The following is a 23,258-nucleotide window of genomic DNA, read 5'->3' on the forward strand; positions in this document are numbered from 1 at the left end:
ATCCGCATTATTTTATCTCTGGCTAGAAATGAGTTTATTTGGATTATCTTTCATATGGAAATGGCAGTATGTCTCCTATAAAATCCGCCGCTTTCCTGCTTTCACAAGATTTTCAACATGATTGATGTTTCGGTATTACCGGTTTATCTCACCGCGGTATTGGCGTTGTTGCTGATCCCAGGGCCAGATATGCTGCTGATTGCGAGCTCTAGTATGAGCTACGGACGCCGAGTGGGTTTGTTTGCCAGCTTGGGCAATGCGACATCAGGGATGATTTTAACCTTACTCGCGGCGCTCGGGGTTTCTGCACTGATTGCGATGAACCCATTGGCGCTCAATGTGCTGCATTTGTTGGGTGGGGCATACCTACTCAAAATGGCATGGGATTGTTTGCGCGCTGATGCAGCGCAAGCGCCCACCTTGGATGAGGCACAAGCGGTAGCAAAAACCTTTTACCAACGCGCTTTAGTGAGCAATTTGCTGAACCCAAAAGCCTTGGTGTTTTTTGTGCTGTTTTTGCCGCAGTTTGTTTCAACCAATATCGCGGCCAGCTCTGCCGAACAGATGTTCGCGCTGGGTATGGTGCTGAATGTGTGCGGCTTGCTGTTTAATCTGCTGTTGGTGGCTTTGATTGGCGTGTTTGGTCGCTCGCTGGTCGACAATCAGCGCTTTCGCACTTATCAGCACAAAGTGATGGGTGGGGTATTTTTGTTATTAGCGCTGTGGATGCTCAGCGATTTTGTGTGATATCGCCCAAAAAGTGAAAAAGCCACAGACTGCATCTGTGGCTTTTTTGTAAGAACGACCAAGACCGATGGATCAACGAATCGCGTCCAACAGTTTATCGGCGAGCTTGCTGAGTAAGCCCTTTTCCGGCCGAGTGTGGGCAAATGAGCGTAAACCATAAATCCCCATCACCAAATATTCGGTGAGCAGCACGCAGTCACTGTCTGGGTTTATCTCGCCGCGCTGCTGCGCTTCTTGCAATTGCGCAAGCATGCCTTGCTTCCAAGTACCGACAGTGGCGCGGATCAGCGTTTCGACTTCTTCATCCTGACAAGAGAGTTCATTGAGCGCTTTTTGCAGCAAGCAATCTTTGATCTCATCGCGTTCGCACTCATCCACGACCATCGCCATGTACTGCTCTAATCCCGCTAAGATGGTGGGATGTGCGGCGAAAATCGCATTAAATTCCGAAACGCGTTGCTTGGTGTATTGCTCAAGGGCGGCAATCAGCAAACCGCGCTTATTTTCAAACGCGCAGTAAATCGAGCCAGGGTGTAAACCGGTCACGCGTTTTAAATCTTGCATGCTGGTTTTGTTGAATCCTTTGGACATAAATTCATCCATCGCGGATCGCAACACCTGCTCACGGTCAAATTCAGCTACTCGCACAACACTCTCTCTTCATCGAACATGGCGCGATTCTAGCGCTAAACGGAGTCGATGACAAAGTATCTTGAACGTTCATTCAAAAAAATTCTTGAGCGATTGTTCAAGAATGATCTAGCATAAGCGCAACGGACAACTACAGGACAACTCAAATGACCGATATTCTTTTTCAGCCATACGCGCTCAACGATGTGATTACCTTAAATAACCGAATTGCAATGGCGCCACTGACGCGTTGCATGGCCGATGATGATTTGGTGCCGACCGATGCCATGGTGGCGTATTACGCGCGCCGCGCTGATGCGGGATTGATCATTTCCGAAGCCACGATTATTCGCCCCGACGGGCAAGGCTACCCGAATACTCCTGGGCTGTTTACACAGGCACAAATTGCTGGTTGGAAGAAAGTGACAGAGGCGGTGCATACCAATGGCGGTAAGATTTTCGCTCAGCTATGGCATACCGGACGAGTGGCGCACCCTGCCTTTTTTGCGGGTGAATACGTTCTGGCACCTTCTGCACTTGGTTTAGAAGGCTGCTTGCCACGCCGCCGTGAATTGCAGTACACAGTACCGAAAGCGGCGAGCCAAGCGGAGATCAAGCAACTGGTGGCCGATTACGCACAAGCGGCGGAAAATGCACGCTTGGCGGGTTTTGATGGCGTCGAGATTCATGGCGCGAACGGCTATCTCATTGACCAGTTCCTGCATTTTGATTCGAACCAACGCAGCGATGAGTACGGCGAAACGCCGGCCAATATGGCGCGTTTTGCTTTGGAAGTGGTGGATGCGGTGATCGCACGTATTGGCGCAGAGCGCACCGCGCTGCGTGTGTCTCCGGGGGCGTATTTCAACATCAAAGCTGACCCGCGTGATCGTGAAGTGTTTGATTATTTACTGCCTGAGTTGGAAAAACGCAATTTGGCCTATCTGCATGAAGGGATGTTTGATGACAGTGTGACCTTTGATTTCTTAGGTGGCCGAGTGTCGACTTACTTGCGTCAGCACTACTCAAAAACGCTGATGGGTGTAGGCGGTTTTAGTGCAGAAACGGGTGCCACTGCGATTGAAAATAATGAGTTTGATCTGCTCGCGATTGGTCGTCCATTTATCGCTAACCCAGATTACATCGCCCGTGTTCAACAGGGTGAAGAGCTAAAAGCGTACCAAGATTCGATGTTAACGGAGCTTTACTAACCCGGTGTTTTACCTTTATTGATAAAAACAGCCCCATTATTGGGGCTGATTTTTTTAGGTTTACAGTGCGGATGTTTAAACCAAAGTTAAACCAAAGCCGCTGAAACAAGGCCAATCAAACCACCAAACACGCCGCCCCAAATCACCAGCCAGCCTAGATGCTCTTTGATCATCTTCTGCACGATCTCTTTGACCAATTGCGGAGTCAGCTCATTTAAGCGCTGATCTATGATGCCTTCGATATTGGCTTTGATTTCATCCAGCATCGCGGGGGATTCCAATTGCCCCTTTAGGGCTTCACGTACCGACTCACTTTGGCTCATCTCGACAAGCGCCGTTTGCATCTTCTCCACAAATGGCTGTTTCAGTGGCTCAAGCGCGGTCGCGCCACCAAACATCGCCAGCATGCCACCGAAGGAGGATTGGCTTATCACTTCGACAAGCGAATCAAAGGTCGGGTTGAAATCGACTTTGGCGATTACCGGTTGCAGATCGAGGTTCAACGCGCCATTCATCTCTTTATTGAGGAAGCGGTCGATATTGGCATCGGTAAAAAACTGCTCCATCATCAGATTTTTGATGGCGGCTTTGAAATCTTCAAAACGTGCGGGAATCACGCCAGAGCCATACAGTCCCGGCACTTTTTCAAACAGCATATGGATGGCGAGCCAGTTGGTGATCGCGCCGGAAAAGGCAAACAGCCCCGCGTAAAAGGCATAGTGGTTAGGCAGGAAATAGCCGACACCCATCAGGGCCAGCGCCACTACATTGGTAATAAGGCTTTTATTCATGGTGTTCTCTTGGTTACTCAAAGTCTCACCTTGGCATAACGGCCAAGTGCTTCTCGGTTAATGCATGGAAAAAGTAGCGAAATTCTAAGTCAAAAGCCCAGAAAGAGGAAAGCCCGCGAATGGTCGCGGGCTTATTCTGTGCTGATTCGAGTTACGCCAGTATTGCTTCTTCCGCTTCGTCTTCATCACAACCGATAAAGCCACCGGTTTGATGCGCCCACAAGTGAGCATAAATGCCGTTTTGCGCAATCAACTCTTGGTGAGTACCTTGCTCAACAATTTGGCCTTTATCGAGCACGATCAGGCGATCCATCGCGGCGATGGTCGAAAGACGATGCGCAATCGCAATCACGGTTTTGCCTTGCATCAGCTCATTGAGGCTCTCTTGAATCGCCGCTTCCACTTCGGAATCGAGCGCAGAAGTCGCTTCATCGAGCACCAACAAAGGCGCATCTTTGAGCAGAACGCGAGAGATCGCAACCCGCTGGCGTTGCCCGCCGGAGAGTTTGACGCCACGTTCACCGACCTGTGCATCATAACCGCTGTTGCCATGCGGATCGGTTAAACCAAGGATGAACTCATGAGCGTGGGCTTGCGCTGTGGCTTTCAACAGCTGCTCCTCGGTCGCGTTCGGATTGCCATACAAAATGTTGTCGCGAATGGAGCGGTGCAGCAGTGAAGTATCTTGTGTCACCATGCCGATTTTGCTGCGCAGTGATTCTTGGGTCACCTCTGAAATCGGCTGACCATCAATCAAAATCCGCCCGCTTTCCACATCATGAAAACGCAGTAATAGGTTCACCAACGTCGATTTACCGGCTCCAGAACGCCCCACTAAACCGACTTTTTCACCCGGTTTGATGTTGAGGTTGAGATGGTTGATCACGCCTTTGTTTTCACCGTAGTGGAAGCTCACATCATCAAACGTAATGCCGCCATGCTTAACCACCAAGGGTTTAGCATCCTGCTTATCTTTCACTGTGATCGGTTTGCCGAGCATGGTCATGCCATCCACGACGGTACCGATGTTTTCAAACAGGGCGCTGACTTCCCACATGATCCATTTAGACATGCCGTTGATACGCAAGGATAAACTGACTGCAACTGCAATGGCACCGACGCTGATGGCGCTGGTGGTCCACAGATAAATCGACAGGGCTGCAATGGTAAATACCAACAAATAGTTGGCCATCTCAACCCAAATATTAAAACCGGTCACTAAACGCATTTGGCGATGGACGGTGCCCAGAAAATCTTGCATGCCTTCTTCGGCGTATTGTGTTTCACGTTGACTATGTGAAAACAGCTTTACGGTCATGATGTTGGTGTAGCTATCGACAATGCGCCCAGTCATCAATGATCGTGCATCGGCTTGCTCGGAGGCGACTTTTTTCAGCTTAGGCACGTAATACATTTGTACCGTGACATAGATGGTTAGCCAAATCAGCATCGGGATCATTAAGCGCCAATCGGCCTGCGCCAAAATCACCACAATCGCGGTGAAATAGACCATCACATACACAAACACATCAAGGCTTTTCATCACGGTTTCACGTACCGCGAGCGCCGTTTGCATCACTTTGGTTGAGATGCGCCCTGCAAATTCATCTTGATAAAACGACACGCTTTGCTTGAGCAGGTAACGGTGCGCCAACCACCGGATCGACATCGGGTAATTACCGAGGAGTGTTTGATGGATCAGCAACGAATAGAGGGCGATGAGCATCGGCATACCAATCAGTACCAGCAAACCCAGTCCAATCAATGTGCTTTGATTCTCCGCCAAAAAGGTTTCTGGGTGGCTAGTGGAAAGCCAATCCACCAGTTTTCCCATAAAACCAAACAGGGAAACTTCAATGACCGCGATTGAAGTGCTGAGTAACGCCATCACCATCAGCGGTTTTTCAAAGCCACGAGTGTAGTGACGACAGAATGCCCACAAAGTATTGGGGGGGCGCTGGGGGTCACCTTGGGGAAAAGGTTCGGTAAAGCTTTCAAATAGCTTAAACATGAGAAAATCCTTGCTGTGAAAGGGCGGAAGAGTAGGAAAAAGCACGCGTTCGAGCGTCCGCCAAAATATGATTTTTTGTTAAAACGCCAGCAGTATAACGTTATCCATTGGTGACTTGAAGTTATACCCTTGCGACCTGCAACGCCAAGTCATTTGCGTATATACCTTCCGAGTTGAAGCTGCCACTCCAAGTTGTTTGCTTACAGGCGAGTGAGCTAATTCGTTTGGCGTGGTATTCCTAAGTGAATCCAGCCGATGTCATCCACAACGCCAGTAAATTTGACTGTAATGAATCATTTTTTCAGTAAAAAGATAAAATTTATCGATTGAAATTCATCAAAATCAGCAAATCTTTAGTTAACATTCTGTTTACACTTTTGGGGTGAAATCGGTGATGAGTGCCTATTTATGAATGTTCATCTGCAACCCAATATGTTGATTCCGCGCTCTGCTGCGCAAACGGCTCGCGCCGTCGTTATGGTGCCACCGAAAGAGTTCGGTTTTAATGCGCAAACTGCGCAAGATAATGCCTTTCAAAACCCGTTGGCACTCAGCGCTGAAACCATTTTGCAGCGCGCCATGGCTGAGTTTAACGCCATGGTAAACGGTCTTCGCCAAGCGGGGGTCGAGGTTGTGGTATTTGATTACCCTCAAGGCCATGGTGAAACGCCGGATGCGGTGTTCCCCAATAACTGGTTCAGTACCACTGACGCGGGCGAGCTGTTTTTGTTCCCGATGGCGTGTGCGAACCGCCGTTTGGAAGTGCGCCCCGAAGCCTTGATTCAGACCTTGCAACAACAGGGCTTTGTGGTGAAAGAGCAGCACTCTTTGCTGGCGTTTACGGATCAGCAAGCGTTTTTGGAAAGTACCGGCGTGATGGTGATGGATCACCCCAATCGCACCATTTATGCGGGACTTTCACAGCGCTGCGATCGTGAAGTGTTGGAAGTGTATGCCGAACAGATCGGCTATTCGCGAGTGGTGTCATTCCAAACTCGATTGCCCTCTGGCTCGCCGATTTATCACACCAATGTGATGATGGCGATCGGAGAACATTTCTGCGTGATTTGTGATGAAGCGATCCCCGAATATGAGCGCCGATTTGTCGTGAAATCGCTCGCCAAAGATAAACAGGTGATTTCGATCTCGCTAGAGCAGATGAACCACTTCTGCGGCAATATCCTGCAACTAGAAACGCATGATGGTCAGAAAGTGATTGCAATGTCGCAATCGGCTTATGAGGCTTTTACACCCGCTCAACTCAACCAGCTTGCCACTCACGGTAAGTTGCTGCCTTTCGCCGTACCGACCATAGAAACCATCGGCGGTGGCAGTGTGCGCTGTATGTTGGCCGAGCTGTTTTTGCCCAAAGGGTAACTAAGACTCTTACTGCCAGAATACCCAGCGGCGAGCTAATGGCGCTGGAGTTGGATGGCGACTTACAGCGTTTGCTGTCGATACTGCTTTGGTGAATACCCACTCCATTTACGAAATGCATGGCGAAAGTTAGCGGCATCTGAAAAACCAACGCGTTCAGAGATCTCTTCAATATGCAGTTGGGTGGAGGCGAGATAATGGCGAGCAAGATGATATCGAACGTGATCGAGGATCTGCTGATAGCTGGTCGCCTCATTTTTTAAATGGCGTCTCAATGTGCGAGAAGACATCCCCAGCTCAGCAGCCAACTGTTCAATGGAGGGGTAATTGCCGAGATTCTCCACCAAGATCTGGGTGATTTTCTCTTTTAAAGAGGCATTGCCCGAGACTTTTGCCAACATTTCATCACACGACTTTAAGCACATTTGTAAGGTCATTGGGTTTGCAGCGGGAAGCGGTGCGTATAAGCTTGATGCATCAAACTGCCACTCCAACCGTGGGCTGTCGAATTCAATGGTGCATTGAAATATCTGCTGATACCGCTCGCTGTATTCGGGCTTTGGGTAAGGAAAACGAATCAGCGTTGAAGGAAAAGGGTGTTGCATAACTTCTTCACAAAGGCTTTGAATGGCAGCAAACCAATATTCACAGCAAAAGGGTAATAAATATTGTAAATCAATAAGTTGATCAGCTTGGAAGTGGCCGGATTGCTCGTTAACCCACATCTTTTTCTTCAATACTGGCCCCGCAAGACGCAGATATTTAAAGCCCATCATCAATGCATCCAGCAAAGTATTGCTGCTAAAAATGGCGTAGCCCAGCACCCCAAAGTCACTAAAACGGGCTTGTTGCCCGACTTTGAGGCCAAGCCCCGCTTCATGGCAGAGCGCGAGCGCGTTGCTAAAAACCACCAACTTTTGCGCGAGCGTGGCGTGCGTTTCCGGTGAATGCAACTGTTTGACCGTGATGCCACTGCCCTTGAGTAAGGCTTCCACATCGACTGTCGGCTCAAGGTAACGAACCAGAAGCTGTAAATCCAGTACACCGAAAGTCTGTGTATCTGGCTCATAAACAGCAGTGTATTCCACATTTCTCTCCTGATTTATTTCGATAATGATGGTTCGAAAAGGGGTTGCGAGCCACATCAGTCAGCTCGAATTTGTCCGAATATCACCGTTTTTTGTCTTTTTGTAACCTGTGCTTAGTGTTATCGAAATGTTGTAATCACACAAATTGTACGGTGGGAGAAAAACATGAATAAGCTAGCAAAGCAAGAGCAGGGAGATCAGGGCGCTTTCGATGAGATGAGTGGTCATCAGTCTCAAACAAGCGAACTCGCAACGTGGTTTTCTGAATTACGCATGGCTTATCAGGCTGATCCTTTGAGCCGTTATGCGGTGAGAAAACAGCGTTTGTTAGAGCTGAAAAAACAGATCTCGCGTTATCAAAATGTACTGGCTGAAGCGATGAGCCAAGACTTTGGTGGGCGTTGCCATACAGAGTCAATCATGGCGGATATTCTTGCCCCTATTCTCGATATCAATCATGTGCTGCGCCATTTAAGCCACTGGATGAAACCCAGCCGAAGACCGACAGAATGGCTGTTTAAAGGCAATAAGCTTGAAGTTCGTTACCAACCCAAAGGTGTTGTGGGCATTATTTGTCCTTGGAATTTCCCCCTATATCTTTCGCTAGGGCCGATGATCACGGCGCTGGCCGCAGGCAATCACTGCATGATTAAAATGCCGCCAAACTGCCCAGCGACGACAAAACAATTGCGCCGCATGCTATTGGAAATCTTCCCCGAAAATTTGGTGCGTATCGTTGATGGTCAGCATCCTGAAGCAATGGAGATATCCCATCTCCCCTTTGATCATCTGGTGTTCACTGGATCTCCGGCGAGCGGCAAAATCATTATGGCGAATGCGGCTGCCAATTTGACTCCGGTGACCTTAGAGCTGGGCGGAAAATCGCCCGTGGTCTTGTTTGATGACTATGACGTGAACAAGGCGGCACAGCGAATTGCGCATGGGAAAGGCTTCAATTCAGGGCAAATTTGTATTGCACCTGACTATGCGTTTGTGCCGGAGGGTAAGCAAGAAGCTTTTGTTGACGCGCTGAGAAGTGCCCACCGCGCAATGTACCGTGATCTTAAAACCAACCCAGACTACACCGCTTTGGTGGATGAGGCGCAGCACAAAAGATTCCATGATTTGTTGCTTGATGCGCGCGCTAAAGGGGCCGCGATCACTCAATGTCTTGATGAGGGTGAGGGTCGAAAAACGCCACTCTATATTGCAACGAATTTGACGCCGGATATGCGTATTTGCCAAGAAGAAATTTTTGGTCCACTGCTGCCGGTGTACACCTACCGTTCGATGGATGAGGTGATTCGTTACATTACTCAAAGACCAAGGCCACTCGCTTGTTACCTATTTAGTCAGAATGCAGCTCAGTGTGAAGCCTTGCTAACACTGACTCACAGTGGGGGTGTCACTCTCAATGGCTGGGGATGGCATGCATTGAATCACGCAGTGCCATTTGGTGGTGTGGGGAATTCTGGAATGGGTAATTACCATGGTGAGGAAGGATTCCGTGAGCTGAGCCATGCGCGCACGGTGCTGAAAATGCGAGATTGGTTTCCCATTCAGCTGTTTGCGCCCCCTTATGGAAATTGGGTGCAGAAGTTAGTGGTTAGACTCTTTGTGGGTAAAGCAGATCCTACCCTGTAATGGTGCTTCCCATATCGGTTGACCGAGCAAAAACATTCTAAGAACAAAGATCAAAACGAGTGAGAGGAGAGGACATGATGGAATATGATTTTATTGTTGTCGGCGGCGGTTCGGCAGGCTGTGTTTTGGCCTCCCGCCTTACGGAAGATGCCAATGTGACTGTGTGTTTGATTGAGGCTGGGGGCAAAGACTCAAGCCCGCTGATTCATACCCCGATGGGCATGGTGGCGATGATGCCTACCAAAATAAACAATTGGGGATTTGAAACGGTTCCTCAGCCGGGGCTGAACGGCCGAAAAGGTTATCAGCCACGAGGAAAAACCTTAGGTGGCTCAAGTTCGATTAATGCCATGATGTACTCACGAGGTCATAAGTTTGATTACGATCTGTGGGGGGAATTGGGCAACCAAGGTTGGAGTTATGCCGCCTGTTTGCCCTATTTCAAAAAAGCGGAAAACAACGAAGTTCACCATGATGAATATCATGGACAAGGTGGCCCACTGAATGTCGCCAACTTACGTTCACCGAGTGCAATGGTCGAGCGCTATCTGGCCGCTTGTGAATCCATTGGCGTTCCACGTAATCCCGATCTCAACGGCGCTGAACAGTTTGGGGCAATGACCACGCAAGTGACGCAACTTAACGGGGAGCGGTGTAGTGCTGCGAAGGCTTATCTGACTCCCAATCTGCACAGACCGAATCTGACGGTGCTCACGGCTGCAACAACCCATCGAGTGCTGTTTGAAGACCAGCGCGCCGTTGGTGTTGAGTACGGTATGCAGGGGCAGGTTTTTCAGATCCGTTGTCGGAAAGAGGTGATTCTTTCCGCAGGGGCCTTTGGTTCACCACAAATCTTGATGTTGTCTGGCATAGGAGCCAAGAGTGATCTTGAAAAGCATGGAATTACCGCCATCCATGAACTGAAAGGTGTTGGTGAGAATCTGCAAGACCATATCGACTTAGTGCATACCTACCGATGCAGCGCAAAGCGCGAAACCTTTGGTATCTCATTGCCAATGGTCTCCGAGATGATCAAGGCGTTTCCACAGTGGATAAAACAGCGTACTGGGAAATTAAGCAGTAACTACGCCGAAGGGATTGGCTTTCTGTATTCTGATGAGCAGGTTGATGTTCCGGATCTGGAGTTCGTTTTTGTGGTCGCGGTGGTGGATGATCATGCGCGGAAAATACATATCAGCCATGGTTTTAGCTCGCACGTCACCTTGTTACGACCCAAGAGTATCGGCACCGTAAAGCTCAATAGCTCGAATCCTTATGATGCACTTCGCATCGATCCCGCATTTTTTAGCCATCCAGAAGATATGGAGATCATGATCAAAGGGTGGAAGAAGCAGCATCAGATGTTAGAGAGTGAAGCGTTCAACGCAGTTCGTGGCGAGAACTTTTATCCTGTCGATGCCTCTGATGATAAAGCGATTGAGCACGATATTCGCCAACGTGCCGATACGCAATATCACCCTGTTGGCACTTGTAAAATGGGGCCTGCGGATGATCCTATGGCGGTCGTGGATCATGAATTGAATGTCTATGGAATTGAGGGGCTTAGAGTGGTCGATGCGTCAATTATGCCCACTTTAGTGGGTGGCAATACCAATGCCCCGACCATTATGATTGCGGAGAAAATTGCCGATGTGATTAAAGCGCAGTATCAACAAGGTGACGGTTACGAGGGGCGTAATTCAACGGCACATAGTGAAGCGACACATTGCGAAATGACGTAACCCAGACAAGAGTATGAGTTAAGCCATTTAGACCATGGGTTTACCGCTTACCTTGGTTGTGCTGATGTAAGCGGTAAATGGTGATCAAGTTAGTCACAATAAAGGTGCTTTCCACGAGCGTGCCGCCGATGGAGCCAAGCCAAATATTGTGGCTAACCCAACACAGCGAGTTAAACAGAATCAGGCTGCGCAGGGCGACCCCTCGTTTAGAAAACAGCGCCCAAGTCGCCACTGACGATCCAAACACAGTCATAAACTCGAAAAAGTGGGTGATGTTGGGCAGCGTCATCAGCCACATCAACGCGATAAAAAACCACATGACTCTGCGCGATTGCGTTTTGATCGAAGCAAAACTGCGCATGCCGTTAATCACGACACCGATGGCTGCAACGGTCGCACCCAACAAGGCAAAATGAATGCCCATGATGAAGCAAAATGCGACCATCTGATAACGAAAGCGCATGTCGTCTTTTTGCCAAAAGGCCATCACACCGACCAGAAACGCAATACCACCTATGCCTTGCGCTAATGCATTGTCCATTGTTGTGTCTCTTTAGTGAAAGCGCCCCTCAAAGTGAGGGGCGTCAAGATGGTTAAACTCAGTCAGAGGGTTAGTTGACTAACGCAACGGCTTCACGAGTCAGCCGAGCCAGTTCTTCCCATTTGCCGGCTTCAATCAGCTTTTTATCCACCATCCAAGTACCGCCACACGCTAACACGCGTGGGATCGCTAAGTAATCTTTGATGTTGGCAGGACTAATACCTCCAGTGGGCATCAGCTCAATATCGGTATACGGCGCAAGCAGGGACTTCACCATGTTGATACCGCCAGAGGCTTCGGCAGGGAAAAACTTCAACGTGGTTAAGCCCATTTCCAGTGCCGCTTCAACCGTGCTCGGGTTATTCACGCCCGGTACGATATCGATGCCAATCTCCTGACACGCTTTGACGGTATTAGGGTTAAAGCCTGGGGAAACAATAAAGGTCGCGCCCGCTTCCTTGGCTGCAATCGCTTGTTCACGGTTGAGCACCGTGCCTGCGCCGATCAGCATGTCAGGTTGTGCTTGGCGCAGCAGGCGAATGGCTTCGACCGCCGCTTCTGAGCGAAAGGTGATTTCGGCAGCAGGCAGACCATTTTCCACCAACACTTTACCCAGTGGGAGGATGTCTTCGGCGTTGTCGATGGCGATCACTGGGATCACTTTCAGAGCTTTCAGTTGTTGTTTAATGCTAGACATGTTGGTTCCTTAAGCGACGCCAAGCGCCGATTGTGTGAATGCTTTGGGAATAATGGCTCCGCGATGCTGAATCACAGTGCCGGCCAGTGCGTTACCACGTTGGCATGCGGTGGCTAAATCGGCGCCCGCCAAGTAGGCCGAGAGGAATCCACCATTGAAGGAGTCCCCCGCGGAAGTGGTATCCACTACCTGCGCTACCGGTTGGGTTGGCACCGCTTGTGGAGCGACAGTTGAAGCCGAGGAATCTTGAATCAAGCAGCCCTCAGCTCCCAATTTGACGATGCATTTTTGTACGCCAAGTGCGGTGAGGCGTTGAATGGTCTGCTCTGGAGTGTTATCTCCCCAAATCCATTGCTCGTCATCAAAGGTAACGAGCGCCACATCCGTCAGTTGGTACATGACTTGGTAGATTTCTTTCACCGTATGGTTGTCATCTTGCGGCCACAGGGCGGGGCGGAAGTTGCTGTCAAACGCGACTTCTACGCCATTGGCTTTGAGTTCCACCAACAGGTTGAGCAGGGCAATACGATCTTCGACAGGCAAAATCGCGAGAGTGATTCCGCTGATAAACACCATATCGACCTGATTTAACGCTTGCTTAATCTGGCCAAAATCGGGGTGTTGCAGCAGGTAACGCGCCGCAGATTGGTTTCGCCAATACAAGAAAGTGCGTTCGCCTTGATCATCAAGTTGGATCAGGTACAAACCGGGCGTTCGAGTGGGATCGCGCAGCACGAGTTCCGTTGCAACGCCTTCTTCTTGCCAGCGCGACAGCATGCCTGAACTGATTGGGTCGGTACCGAGTGCGGTCACGTAAGAGACTTTAATGTCGTCTGGGTTAGTATTGGCTTCACAGCTGCGGCGCAGATAAACCGCGGCGTTTAATGTGTCACCACCAAATGTTTGATGCATTGCGCCGAACGGCTTGCCGTTCAGCTCAATCATACATTCGCCCACAATGGCGATATGTTTCATTCGTTACGCCCTCTCTTCAAAATAGCGTTTAGCGTTACCAAAACAGATGTTTTCAATCATTGGGCCAAGCAGGGAGAGATCATTCGGTACTTCTCCATTTTCTGCCCAACGGCCGACCATATCACACAGAATGCGGCGGAAATATTCGTGGCGTGTGTACGATAGGAAGCTGCGTGAATCGGTCAGCATGCCCACAAATTGGCTGAGCAGACCAAGCTGCGAGAGCTGCTCCATTTGGCGTTGCATGCCGTCTTTCTGATCGTTGAACCACCAACCCGAGCCAAATTGCACTTTACCTGCAATCCCCCCACCTTGGAAGTTGCCGATCATGGTCGCCATCATTTCGTTATCACGCGGATTCAAGCAGTACAAGATCGTGCGAGGCAACTCATTGGTTTGATCCATTTCGTCCAGTAGGTGCGCCAGCTCAAAGGCAAATGGACGATCGCCAATCGAATCGAAACCCGCATCCGCGCCCAGCAATTGGAACATGCGTGTGTTGTTGTTGCGCTGCGCGCCAATGTGCAACTGCATCACCCAACCCAATTGCGCATAACGCTTGCCAAGCCAAACCTGAACGGCAGTCGAGAATTGTGCACATTCGATCTCGGAAAGCACTTCGCCTTTTAAACGGCGAGCTAACAATGCATCCAAATCCTGCTCGGTTGGAATTGGGGCGTAACGTACCATCTCAATCCCGTGATCGGCTGCGCGACAGCCGTGTGCATTGAAGTGCGCCAAGCGTTTATCGAGCGCACTCAGTAAATCATTAAAGCGACGGATCTCGATGTCGGCCACTTCCCCCAGTTTGTGCATGTAATCCGCAAAGACGTCCAGTTCGATCTTGAACGCTTTATCCGGACGCCAACTGGGCAGCACTTGCACATTGAATGAGTCATCTTCGGCGATCGCTTTATGGTGTTCGAGTGAATCAATCGGATCATCCGTTGTTCCTGCCATCACCACATTCATATGCTGCATAATGCCACGAGCGCTGAACTCCGGTGTTGCCAGCCGTTCATTGCAGTGGTGCCAGATGTGATCGGCCGTTTTCGGGCTTAACAATGTATCCTTAATCCCAAATGGACGGCGCAGTTCGAGGTGCGTCCAGTGATACAGCGGATTGCCTAAGGTTTGCGGTACGGTTTTCGCCCACGCCATGTATTTGTCGTAATCGCTCGCATCGCCAGTGATCAAACGCTCTTCAATGCCTGCGGAACGCATGCCGCGCCATTTGTAGTGATCGCCGACCAACCAAATTTGGCTTAAATTCTCGAACTGACGATCTTGCGCCACCTCTGCCGGATTGAGATGGCAGTGGTAGTCATAAATCGGTTGGTGGAACGCATGTTCGTGGTACAAGCGGCGCGCCGTTTCATTGGAGAGTAAAAAATCTTCACACAAAAAATTCTTCATGGTTCCTTCCTCTTACAGCGCTGCCACAGTGGCGCGTGCACCGTGAGCCAGTAGAGCTTGATAAGCGCGGCTGACCGCTTCAATTACTTTGGCGTTTTGGCCTAATTCAGCAGGGAAAATCGCTTCGACACTGAGTAGGGCTGGGACCACTGAAACGTTTAAGCCGTGTTCATCGCAGATTTGGCGCAGAGTCGCGGCCATCGGGTCGCGAACGTCAATGTCGTTGCCTTGTTCATCAACACCGGCCACGTAACGCATCCAACCGGCAATCGCGGTGGCCAACCATGAAAAATTAGAGCCTTGTGCGAGGTGGAAGCGTAAGCTGCCGCCCATACGTTGTGGGATTTTCTGGCTACCATCCATCGCAATCTGCCACGTTTTGTGTTTTAGGCTTGGGTTGGTGAAACGGTCGATCAGTAGCTTGGCGTAGCCGGCTAAATCCGTGCCTTCTGGCATGGTGAGGGAGGGCGCTTGTGCTTTCATCATCATATCGAAAGCAGCTTTGCGGTAGCCTTCATCCGTCATGGTGTCTGAAATGTGCGCGTAGCCGCCCAAATAGCCCAAGTAAGCTAAGAATGAGTGGCTGCCGTTGAGCATGCGCAGTTTCATCTCTTCGTAAGGTACAACATCGGCGACAAATTCTGCGCCTGCCACATTCCAATCAGGGCGACCAGCGACAAAGTGATCTTCAATCACCCATTGACGGAAAGGTTCGCAAGCGATGCCACATGGGTCTTCACAGCCAAGCAGCTGCGCGATTTCTGTCAAAGTCTCTTCTGTTGCTGCCGGCACAATGCGGTCAACCATGGTGCATGGAAAAGTCACATGCGTTTCAATCCAGTCGCGCAATTGTGGGTCAAGCAGTTGAGCAAATTCGAGAATCGCGGCTTTGGCGACATGGCCGTTCTCTTGCACGTTATCGCAAGACATCACAGTAAAAGGTTTCAAACCACGATCGCGGCGCAGTTTCAGCGCTTGAACAATGTAGCCGAGGGCGGATTTTGGCTCGCTTGGATTCGCCAGATCGGCAATCACCAACGGATTGTTTTTATCCAACGTGCCGGTGGCAGGATCGGCGCAGTAACCTTTTTCGGTAATCGTCATCGAAACAATCGCCACTTGCGGCTCGGCCATTTTTTCCAGCACTGCTGCAATTCCATCCATAGTGGGATGGAGAGATTCGGTCACCGAACCAATCACTTTGACTTCAGTCGATTGCGCACCTTTTTCTGCGACGGTGTAGAGGTGATCTTGCGCGCGCAGTGATTGAATTAAATCTTCACCACCAAACAGGTTGATCTCACAAATACCCCAATCAGAGCCCGTTTTGCTGAGCATTTCATGGGTGAATAGGGCTTGGTGAGCGCGGTGGAAAGCGCCAAAACCAAGATGAACAATGCGGCTTTTGAGGGCTGAACGATCGTAATCTGGCAGTGAAACAGCAGCATTTAGTGTGGAGTTTGCAATGGTTTTCATTTTATTTCCCTTCTCCCGCAGAGTGCTCTGCGGGATGATTCATTGAAAGAGTTAGTAGCCAAGTACCAGTTTGGGTAAGAACAGGCTGAGTTCAGGAATAAAGGTCACCGCCATCAGCGCCAAGATCAGCGCCGCGTAGAAAGGCAGCAAAGGCTTAATCACTTTATCGATCGCCACATTAGCCACCGAACAGCCAATGAACAGCGCACTGCCGACCGGCGGAGTACAGATACCAATCGCTAAGTTGAAGGTCATCATGATGCCAAAGTGCACAGGGTCGATGCCCATATCGAGTGCGATAGGCAGGAAGATTGGCGTGAAGATCAGCACCGCTGGTGTCATATCCATGAAGATGCCGACAATCAACAGGATGATGTTGATGATAAGCAGAATCATCATTGGGTTATCGGAAATCGCGAGCAGGGCATCGGCGATCATGTAAGGAATATCCGCATTGGCCATCGCCCAAGACATACCCATAGACGCGCCAACCAACAGCAGCACGATGGACGTGGTGACCGCCGATTCAAGGATGATCTTCGGTAGATCGCGCCACTTCACTTCGCGGTAAACCAATACCGCGAGCACAAAGGTGTACACCACCGCAATCGCAGACGCTTCCGTTGCGGTAAAAATCCCGCCGATAATGCCGCCCATGATCACTATGATTAGCGCGAGTGAAGGTGCTGCTTTGAGGAAGGTATCCCACACCATCGCGAGCGTTGGGCGTGCTGCCACAGGGTAACCACGGCGTTTGGCGATAATGCCTGCCACGACCATGATGCTCAGACCCATCAAAATACCCGGGATGTAGCCTGCTAAAAACAGAGCCGCGATAGAAGTACCGCCAGAAACCAGCGAGAACACAATCAAGGTATTGCTGGGTGGAATTAACAAGCCGGATGGACAAGAGGTGATGTTCACAGCGGCAGAGAAATTTTCATCGTAACCATCTTTCTTTTGCAGCGGAGACATAGTGCCACCCACTGCGGCAGCAGAAGCCACCGCTGAACCTGAAATCGAACCAAACATCATGTTCGCCATCACGTTAACATGGGCGAGTGAGCCTGGCAGTCGGCCACCTAAGACTTTGGCGAAGTTAATCAGGCGCAAAGCAATACCGCCTTGGTTCATGATGTTGCCTGCCAGAATAAAGAACGGGATGGCTAGCAGGGCGAAGTTATCTAAACCCGCCGCCATGCGCTGTGCAACCACCGCAATCGCGGGTTCAAGCGGTAAGCCCATCAAAATAGTGGCTAACGATGACAAACCGATCGCAAACGAAACCGGTACACCAATTGCGAGTAAAACGGCGAAGCTACCAAACAGGGTAAGAATTAATTGCCATTCCATGATGGAACCCTCTATGAGTTAAGTGGTGAGTTGGTGAGTAGGGCTTCACCAAGGATGAGCTGTTTAACGCGTTCATAAGTGAAGATGGCGGAATAAAAAATCATTAGTGCTCCGCTGATCGGTAAGCAGAAATAGATGTACCCCATCTCTAAACCTAACGCGGGAGTCAGCTGCCCAGTGGCTAAGGTTTTTAAAGCTAATTGGGTACCGCCGTGAACCAAAACGACATAAGAGAAAAGGGCGATGGCGATTTGGATGACGATTTCATTAATCAGTTTGCGTTTCCCCGTCAGTTTCATGGTCAACAGATCAATCGCAAGATGGCGTTTTAGCCCAGTGGTATAGGCTGCACCAATCAAAGCGACCCACATAAACAGATAACGCGCGAGTTCATCCGTGACGGTACTTGGTTTACCAAGTACATAGCGAGACAGCACTTGCCAAACAACACAAAAGACAAGAAAGCTTGAAAGAGAAATGGTGAACGCCGCCAATCCTCTGTTTATGTATGTGACCAATTTATTCATTTTCATTTCCTTAAAATAAACACGCGTGTTGCATGACAATTGGTTTACCACTTTGGGTTGCGTGTTTGTGTGTGGTCTCAAAATGTGTAGGGTATTTTTGAGCGGATTATAAGTTAGTCGATTTGGTTGTCACGTGAGCGGCTTCACAAATGAATTGGTTGACCAATTTGAGGGTTATTAGTGTGATTGTGGTCAATCAATTTGATCTTTTGCTTTGACGATGACTTTTTTGAAGGTCAACATGCCCATCGAAACAACAATATTAGAGAAGAACAATTACCCTACACATTGGACAACCAATCCACGGAGACAAGAATCATGATGACGCGTAAGACTCTATTAAGTGCCCTTGTGGGTGCTGCAATGACCTTCGGCGCCACAGCTTCTGCTTATGCTGCGACCACATTAAAACTGAGCCATAACCACCCTCGTGACCATGCGGTGCATAAAGCGATGGATTACATGGCAAAAGAAGTGAATGAATTGACGGGCGGGGAGGTGCGTATCCGTATCTACCCTGATGCGCAGCTAGGCACACAGCGTGAGTCGATGGAGCTGATGCAAAACGGCGCGCTTGATATGGTGAAAAGCAATGCGGCTGAGTTAGAGGCTTTCTCACCGGCTTACTCTGCTTTCAACTTGCCTTACTTGTTCCGTGATAAAGAGCATTACTACAAAGTGACGGATGGCGAAGTTGGTCGTGAAATCCTCGACTCATCAGCAAGCAGCGGCTTTATTGGTGTGACCTATTACGATGCGGGTGCGCGTAGCTTCTACACCAGTAAACCAGTGAATACGCCAACAGATCTGAAAGGGTTGAAAGTCCGTGTTCAGCCAAGCCCATCGGCTATCGCGATGGTGAAGGCTCTGGGTGGTAACCCAACGCCACTGGCTTACGGCGAGCTTTACACCGCACTGCAACAAGGCGTAGTGGATGCCGCTGAAAACAACATCCCATCGTTTAGCTTGAGCCGCCACAGTGAAGTTTCTAAATTCTTCAGCTTAGACGAACACACCATGGTTCCAGATGTACTGGTGATTTCGACTAAGACCTACGACAAGTTAACGCCAGAGCAGCAAAAAGTATTAATGAAAGCCGCCGCGGATTCTTCGGAATACATGAAGAAGCTGTGGGCAGAATCAGAAGCGAAAGAGCGCACCAAAGCAGAAAAAATGGGCGTAACGTTTGTTGAACCAAACAAAGCGGCTTTCGTGGAAGCTGTTCAACCAATGTATCAAGAGATTGAAAAGAGCAATCCACAACTAAATCAGTTGGTTGAACGCATTAAAGCCGTTCAGTAATTCATTAAAATCGTCGTAATTGTAAAATTAAAACAAGGTGTTACCACATACTGGTACATATAGGTTGACCAATTATTATTGGTCATTATGATGGCGTGAGTAGTGAGATGAAATACAGTGACAATAGCATCATGATGCCTTTTGAACCGAAAAGACCATATCAAGAGATTGGTTTAGAACTAAGAAAAGAGTTGATCAACGGCCACTATAAAGTGGGGGATAGACTTCCGCCTGAGCGCGATATTGCTGAACGTTTAGATATCAGCCGTACCGTAGTGCGTGAAGCTATCATCATGTTGGAATTGGAAAACTTAGTCGAAGTGAAAAAAGGCTCGGGTGTCTATGTCATTAATATTCCATCGAAAAATAACGCTCGTGAGAATGTGATCAGCGATGATGCTGGCCCGTTCGAAATGCTCCAAGCGCGACAGTTGCTCGAAAGCAATATTGCTGAATTTGCCGCAACGCAAGTTACGCCGGGAGACATCGTGAAGATGCGTGCGGCACTCAAACTAGAACGTGATGAACTGTTGAGTGGCGCGCAAGAGTGTCATGGTGATGAAAGGTTTCATATGTGCATTGCAGAGGCGACCCAAAACTCTGTGCTGGTGGACATGTTGAGACAATCATGGGAACGACGCGAAAAAAGCCCGATGTGGAAAAAACTGCATTCTCACATCAGCAGTCAAGACTATCGTGAAGAGTGGCTTGACGATCACGCCAAAATTCTTGCCGCTTTGCAGCGTAAAGATCCTATCGCGGCCAAAAGTGCCATGTGGCAACACCTTGAAAACGTAAAGCAGCGCCTGCTGGCGTTGTCCGACGTCGACGATCCTAACTTTGATGGTTACTTATTTAGCTCAAATCCAGTGGTTCTATTGGGTGCTGAAAAAAGATAACCACCTTGCCAGCGCAAGCTGGCACTGATCAGCGCGGTTGTTCTTGCAACCGCATAATAAGAAGTCGTTACGCACTGAGCTTGAAATTTTCGAGCGAGATAAGTGCGTTTTAAAAAAGGTGAGTGTCATGGAACAAACTTGGCGTTGGTACGGCCCGAATGATCCCGTTTCTTTAGACGATATTCGTCAGGCGGGCGCAACGGGCATCGTGAATGCGTTGCATCACATCCCGAACGGGGAAGTGTGGTCCAAAGAAGAGATTTTAAAACGTAAAGCGATCATTGAAGCGAAAGGGCTGACTTGGTCTGTCGTGGAAAGTGTGCCTGTCCATGAAGAAATTAAAACTCAAACCGGCAACTACCAACAGTGGATCGAAAACTACAAACAAACCCTGCGTAATTTAGCGGAATGCGGCATTGATACGGTTTGCTATAACTTTATGCCCGTGCTGGATTGGACGCGTACCGATCTGGAATTTGAAATGCCCGATGGTTCAAAAGCGCTGCGTTTTGACCAAATCGCGTTTGCTGCGTTTGAGCTGCATATTCTCAAACGCCCAGGGGCGGCAGCGGATTATACCGAAGCAGAACAAGCGCAAGCCTTGGAATACTTCAACAACATGAGTGAAGCGCAGATTCAGCAGCTCACCAACAACATTATTGCCGGTTTACCTGGTGCGGAAGAAGGTTACACCTTAGAAGAGTTCCAAGCCCAGCTTGATCGCTATGCCGGTATTAACAAAGATAAGTTGCGTGAGCACATGGCGTATTTCCTCTCACAACTAATGCCGATTTGTGAATCTTATGGCTTGAAACTGGCGGTACATCCTGATGATCCACCGCGCCCGATTCTTGGCCTGCCACGTATTGTCTCAACGATTGAAGACATTGATTGGCTGACCGAAAATGTGCCAAGCAAAATGAACGGCTTAACCATGTGTACTGGTTCGTACGGTGTGCGTGGTGATAACGATCTGGTCAAGATGATCAAAAAGCACGGCGAGCGTATCTACTTCACGCATTTACGTTCAACGAAACGTGAAGAGAGCAACCCGATGACATTCCACGAGGCGGCTCACCTTGATGGCGATGTGGATATGTACAACGTAGTGATGGCGATTCTGGATGAAGAACACCGCCGCGCCGAAGTAGGCGATCATCGTTTGATCCCGATGCGTCCTGATCACGGCCATCAAATGCTGGATGACCTGAAGAAAAAGACCAATCCGGGTTATTCGGCGATCGGCCGCTTGAAAGGGCTAGCCGAAGTGCGTGGCCTTGAAATGGCTCTCAAACGCGCTTTCTTTACTAAAATCTAATCTGGCGCGAGTAACATAAAGCGCAACCTCATAAACGCGGAGCTTCGGCTCTGCGTTTTTCGTTTTAACGCTGGGCTATACGCTTGAGTGGAAAAGAGTGACACTTCCCAAATAGGCTTGTGGTAAAGTCCACGCCTGCGATAATTCGCCCCACATTGTTTTTTTGAATATTCAGGTACCCAACCCATGTTATTTTCTTCTCTCGCGTTAAGCGCCGATGTGATCCAAGCTCTGCCTAAAGAGATCACCCAGCCCACAGCCATTCAAACTTTGGTGATCCCTGCCATGTTAACGGGCAAAGATGTGTTGGCGTTGGCGAATACGGGAAGTGGAAAAACCTTGGCTTACGGTCTGCCTCTGCTTGAACGTTTAAAAACCAGCCCTGAGCAGCAAGCCTTAGTGTTGGTTCCCACGCGTGAATTAGCCATGCAGGTGAGTGAAGTGCTCACTCACGTTGGTACGCCGTTAGAGCTGAACACGCTCTGCTTGTGCGGTGGGGTTGATAAGACTGAACAGCAAAATGCGTTGGCCGAGAACCCGACTATTCTGGTGGCAACCACGGGGCGTTTGTTCGATTTAACCCAAAGTGGGTTGAGCTTAAACCGCGTATCGACGCTCGTGTTAGACGAAGCCGATCGTCTGCTCGACATGGGCTTTTGGCCGCAAGTGCAAGCGCTCGCAAGCCAAACCGCCAGTGTGCGCCAAACCGTGATGTGTTCTGCGACCTTCTCTGATGATTTGAAACTTAAAGCGCAGCAATTGATGCATGCGCCAACCCAAGTTTCCGCCAATCCTGAAAACAGCATCAACCAAGCAGTGCAAGAAACGCTGTATTTGGTGAACAAAGGCAGTAAAACGCAAGCCTTGGTGGCCCTTTTAAAGCAGCACCAATGGCCGCAAGTGCTGGTATTTATCGGCGCAAAAGAGAATGCCGATAGTTTGACCAAAAAACTCAACAAAGCTGGAGTGGTAGCCACTGCGCTGCATGGTGATAAAAGCCAAACGGAACGTGAAGCTGCACTGGCAGAGTTTAAAAACGGTTCAACCCAAGTGTTGATTGCCACCGATCTGCTCGCGCGCGGCATTCATATTGAACAGCTTCCTGTGGTGATCAACTTTGAGTTGCCGATGCATGCGCAAACGTATGTGCACCGTGTAGGCCGCACCGCCAGAGCGGGGCAGCAAGGCATTGCGATCTCGTTAGTGTGTCACGGAGAAATGGATGCACTGAATGCCATTCGTACCCTAACTCAACGTGAATTACCTGTGCAGAATCTGGAAGGTTTCCCAGTGACCGATCAGCCATCAACGGGTGAAAGCAAACGTGCTCCGCGCGATAAACAGGCCAATCGCCGCACGCAAAATAAAAAGAGCGTTAAGCAGTTTCAAGGTAAGTCGAAACCATCCGTGCCTCGAGCTAAGTAAGCCATTTGTGGCTTGAACTATAAGATGACATTTGGGGTAACTAAGCCACGTTAACCTTGTGAATAGCCGAAAACAAAAAAGCACTGGA

Annotated in this window: 19 protein-coding genes and 1 pseudogene; 9 read left to right on the forward strand and 11 right to left on the reverse strand. The window is 49.4% G+C overall.

Annotated features, from left to right (window positions below):
- The first annotated feature begins 117 nt into the window (after positions 1–117).
- A complete protein-coding gene (locus tag VOA_RS08640; protein ID WP_000568040.1) occupies positions 118–747 on the forward strand; it encodes a LysE family translocator in 630 nt (209 codons plus the stop codon).
- A gap of 72 nt (positions 748–819) precedes the next feature.
- Here the strand turns inward: VOA_RS08640 and VOA_RS08635 are convergent, their stop codons facing one another.
- Positions 820–1,395, reverse strand: a complete 576-nt coding sequence (locus VOA_RS08635; protein ID WP_001261553.1) for a TetR/AcrR family transcriptional regulator — start codon at positions 1,393–1,395, stop codon at positions 820–822.
- A 149-nt stretch (positions 1,396–1,544) separates the two neighbouring features.
- Between VOA_RS08635 and VOA_RS08630 the strand changes: the two genes are divergently transcribed.
- The gene (locus VOA_RS08630) at positions 1,545–2,588 is read left to right on the forward strand and encodes an alkene reductase (RefSeq protein WP_000129740.1); all 1,044 of its coding nucleotides are present in this window, start codon (positions 1,545–1,547) and stop codon (positions 2,586–2,588) included.
- Between the two features lie 86 nt (positions 2,589–2,674).
- On the opposite strand, the gene VOA_RS08625 is transcribed toward VOA_RS08630, so the two are convergent.
- A complete protein-coding gene (locus tag VOA_RS08625) occupies positions 2,675–3,379 on the reverse strand; it encodes a hypothetical protein (protein ID WP_001043275.1) in 705 nt (234 codons plus the stop codon).
- Positions 3,380–3,530: 151 nt separating this feature from the next.
- On the reverse strand, positions 3,531–5,390 hold the full coding sequence (gene vcaM, locus VOA_RS08620) for a multidrug efflux ABC transporter VcaM (RefSeq protein WP_000475364.1): 1,860 nt from the start codon (positions 5,388–5,390) through the stop codon (positions 3,531–3,533).
- A gap of 408 nt (positions 5,391–5,798) precedes the next feature.
- Here vcaM and ctlX point away from each other — a divergent pair, with 408 nt between their 5' ends.
- The gene (gene ctlX, locus VOA_RS08615; protein ID WP_001100617.1) at positions 5,799–6,767 is read left to right on the forward strand and encodes a citrulline utilization hydrolase CtlX; all 969 of its coding nucleotides are present in this window, start codon (positions 5,799–5,801) and stop codon (positions 6,765–6,767) included.
- 62 nt (positions 6,768–6,829) lie between these two features.
- Here the strand turns inward: ctlX and VOA_RS08610 are convergent, their stop codons facing one another.
- Positions 6,830–7,855, reverse strand: a complete 1,026-nt coding sequence (locus VOA_RS08610; protein WP_000456850.1) for an AraC family transcriptional regulator — start codon at positions 7,853–7,855, stop codon at positions 6,830–6,832.
- A gap of 165 nt (positions 7,856–8,020) precedes the next feature.
- Here VOA_RS08610 and VOA_RS08605 point away from each other — a divergent pair, with 165 nt between their 5' ends.
- On the forward strand, positions 8,021–9,499 hold the full coding sequence (locus VOA_RS08605) for a coniferyl aldehyde dehydrogenase (protein ID WP_001037091.1): 1,479 nt from the start codon (positions 8,021–8,023) through the stop codon (positions 9,497–9,499).
- A gap of 74 nt (positions 9,500–9,573) precedes the next feature.
- Positions 9,574–11,241 (forward strand): GMC family oxidoreductase, encoded by a 1,668-nt coding sequence (locus tag VOA_RS08600; RefSeq protein ID WP_000970842.1) that lies wholly within the window; start codon positions 9,574–9,576, stop codon positions 11,239–11,241.
- A gap of 40 nt (positions 11,242–11,281) precedes the next feature.
- Here VOA_RS08600 and VOA_RS08595 read toward each other — a convergent pair whose 3' ends face one another.
- The 7 genes from VOA_RS08595 to VOA_RS08565 all read right to left on the reverse strand — a co-directional run bounded on the left by VOA_RS08595 (position 11,282) and on the right by VOA_RS08565 (position 18,226).
- Positions 11,282–11,782 carry a YgjV family protein gene (locus VOA_RS08595; RefSeq protein ID WP_000367970.1) on the reverse strand — a complete coding sequence of 167 codons (501 nt, stop codon included), beginning with the start codon at positions 11,780–11,782 and terminating at the stop codon, positions 11,282–11,284.
- Between the two features lie 70 nt (positions 11,783–11,852).
- The gene (locus tag VOA_RS08590) at positions 11,853–12,479 is read right to left on the reverse strand and encodes a bifunctional 4-hydroxy-2-oxoglutarate aldolase/2-dehydro-3-deoxy-phosphogluconate aldolase (protein ID WP_000094951.1); all 627 of its coding nucleotides are present in this window, start codon (positions 12,477–12,479) and stop codon (positions 11,853–11,855) included.
- Between the two features lie 9 nt (positions 12,480–12,488).
- On the reverse strand, positions 12,489–13,454 hold the full coding sequence (locus VOA_RS08585) for a sugar kinase (protein ID WP_000680389.1): 966 nt from the start codon (positions 13,452–13,454) through the stop codon (positions 12,489–12,491).
- 3 nt (positions 13,455–13,457) lie between these two features.
- Complete coding sequence (gene uxaC, locus VOA_RS08580; protein ID WP_000787785.1) at positions 13,458–14,870, reverse strand: glucuronate isomerase; 1,413 nt, start codon at positions 14,868–14,870, stop codon at positions 13,458–13,460.
- 12 nt (positions 14,871–14,882) lie between these two features.
- Positions 14,883–16,346 carry a fructuronate reductase gene (locus VOA_RS08575; RefSeq protein ID WP_000848191.1) on the reverse strand — a complete coding sequence of 488 codons (1,464 nt, stop codon included), beginning with the start codon at positions 16,344–16,346 and terminating at the stop codon, positions 14,883–14,885.
- A 51-nt stretch (positions 16,347–16,397) separates the two neighbouring features.
- Positions 16,398–17,699, reverse strand: a complete 1,302-nt coding sequence (locus VOA_RS08570) for a TRAP transporter large permease (RefSeq protein ID WP_000455167.1) — start codon at positions 17,697–17,699, stop codon at positions 16,398–16,400.
- Between the two features lie 11 nt (positions 17,700–17,710).
- Positions 17,711–18,226 carry a TRAP transporter small permease gene (locus VOA_RS08565; RefSeq protein WP_001038354.1) on the reverse strand — a complete coding sequence of 172 codons (516 nt, stop codon included), beginning with the start codon at positions 18,224–18,226 and terminating at the stop codon, positions 17,711–17,713.
- 318 nt (positions 18,227–18,544) lie between these two features.
- On the opposite strand from VOA_RS08565, the gene VOA_RS08560 reads away from it, so the two are divergent.
- The 4 genes and pseudogenes from VOA_RS08560 to VOA_RS08545 all read left to right on the forward strand — a co-directional run bounded on the left by VOA_RS08560 (position 18,545) and on the right by VOA_RS08545 (position 23,170).
- Positions 18,545–19,528, forward strand: a complete 984-nt coding sequence (locus tag VOA_RS08560; RefSeq protein ID WP_000989021.1) for a TRAP transporter substrate-binding protein — start codon at positions 18,545–18,547, stop codon at positions 19,526–19,528.
- Between the two features lie 107 nt (positions 19,529–19,635).
- Positions 19,636–20,427, forward strand: coding sequence for an FCD domain-containing protein (locus tag VOA_RS08555; RefSeq protein ID WP_000877541.1), 792 nt, complete (start codon positions 19,636–19,638; stop codon positions 20,425–20,427).
- A 127-nt stretch (positions 20,428–20,554) separates the two neighbouring features.
- A complete protein-coding gene (gene uxuA / locus VOA_RS08550) occupies positions 20,555–21,745 on the forward strand; it encodes a mannonate dehydratase (protein WP_000438600.1) in 1,191 nt (396 codons plus the stop codon).
- Between the two features lie 119 nt (positions 21,746–21,864).
- Positions 21,865–23,170: pseudogene (locus VOA_RS08545) on the forward strand (DEAD/DEAH box helicase).
- Positions 23,171–23,258 lie beyond the last annotated feature (88 nt).

Source organism: Vibrio sp. RC586, from assembly GCF_000176715.1.
Taxonomy (GTDB): Bacteria; Pseudomonadota; Gammaproteobacteria; order Enterobacterales; family Vibrionaceae; genus Vibrio.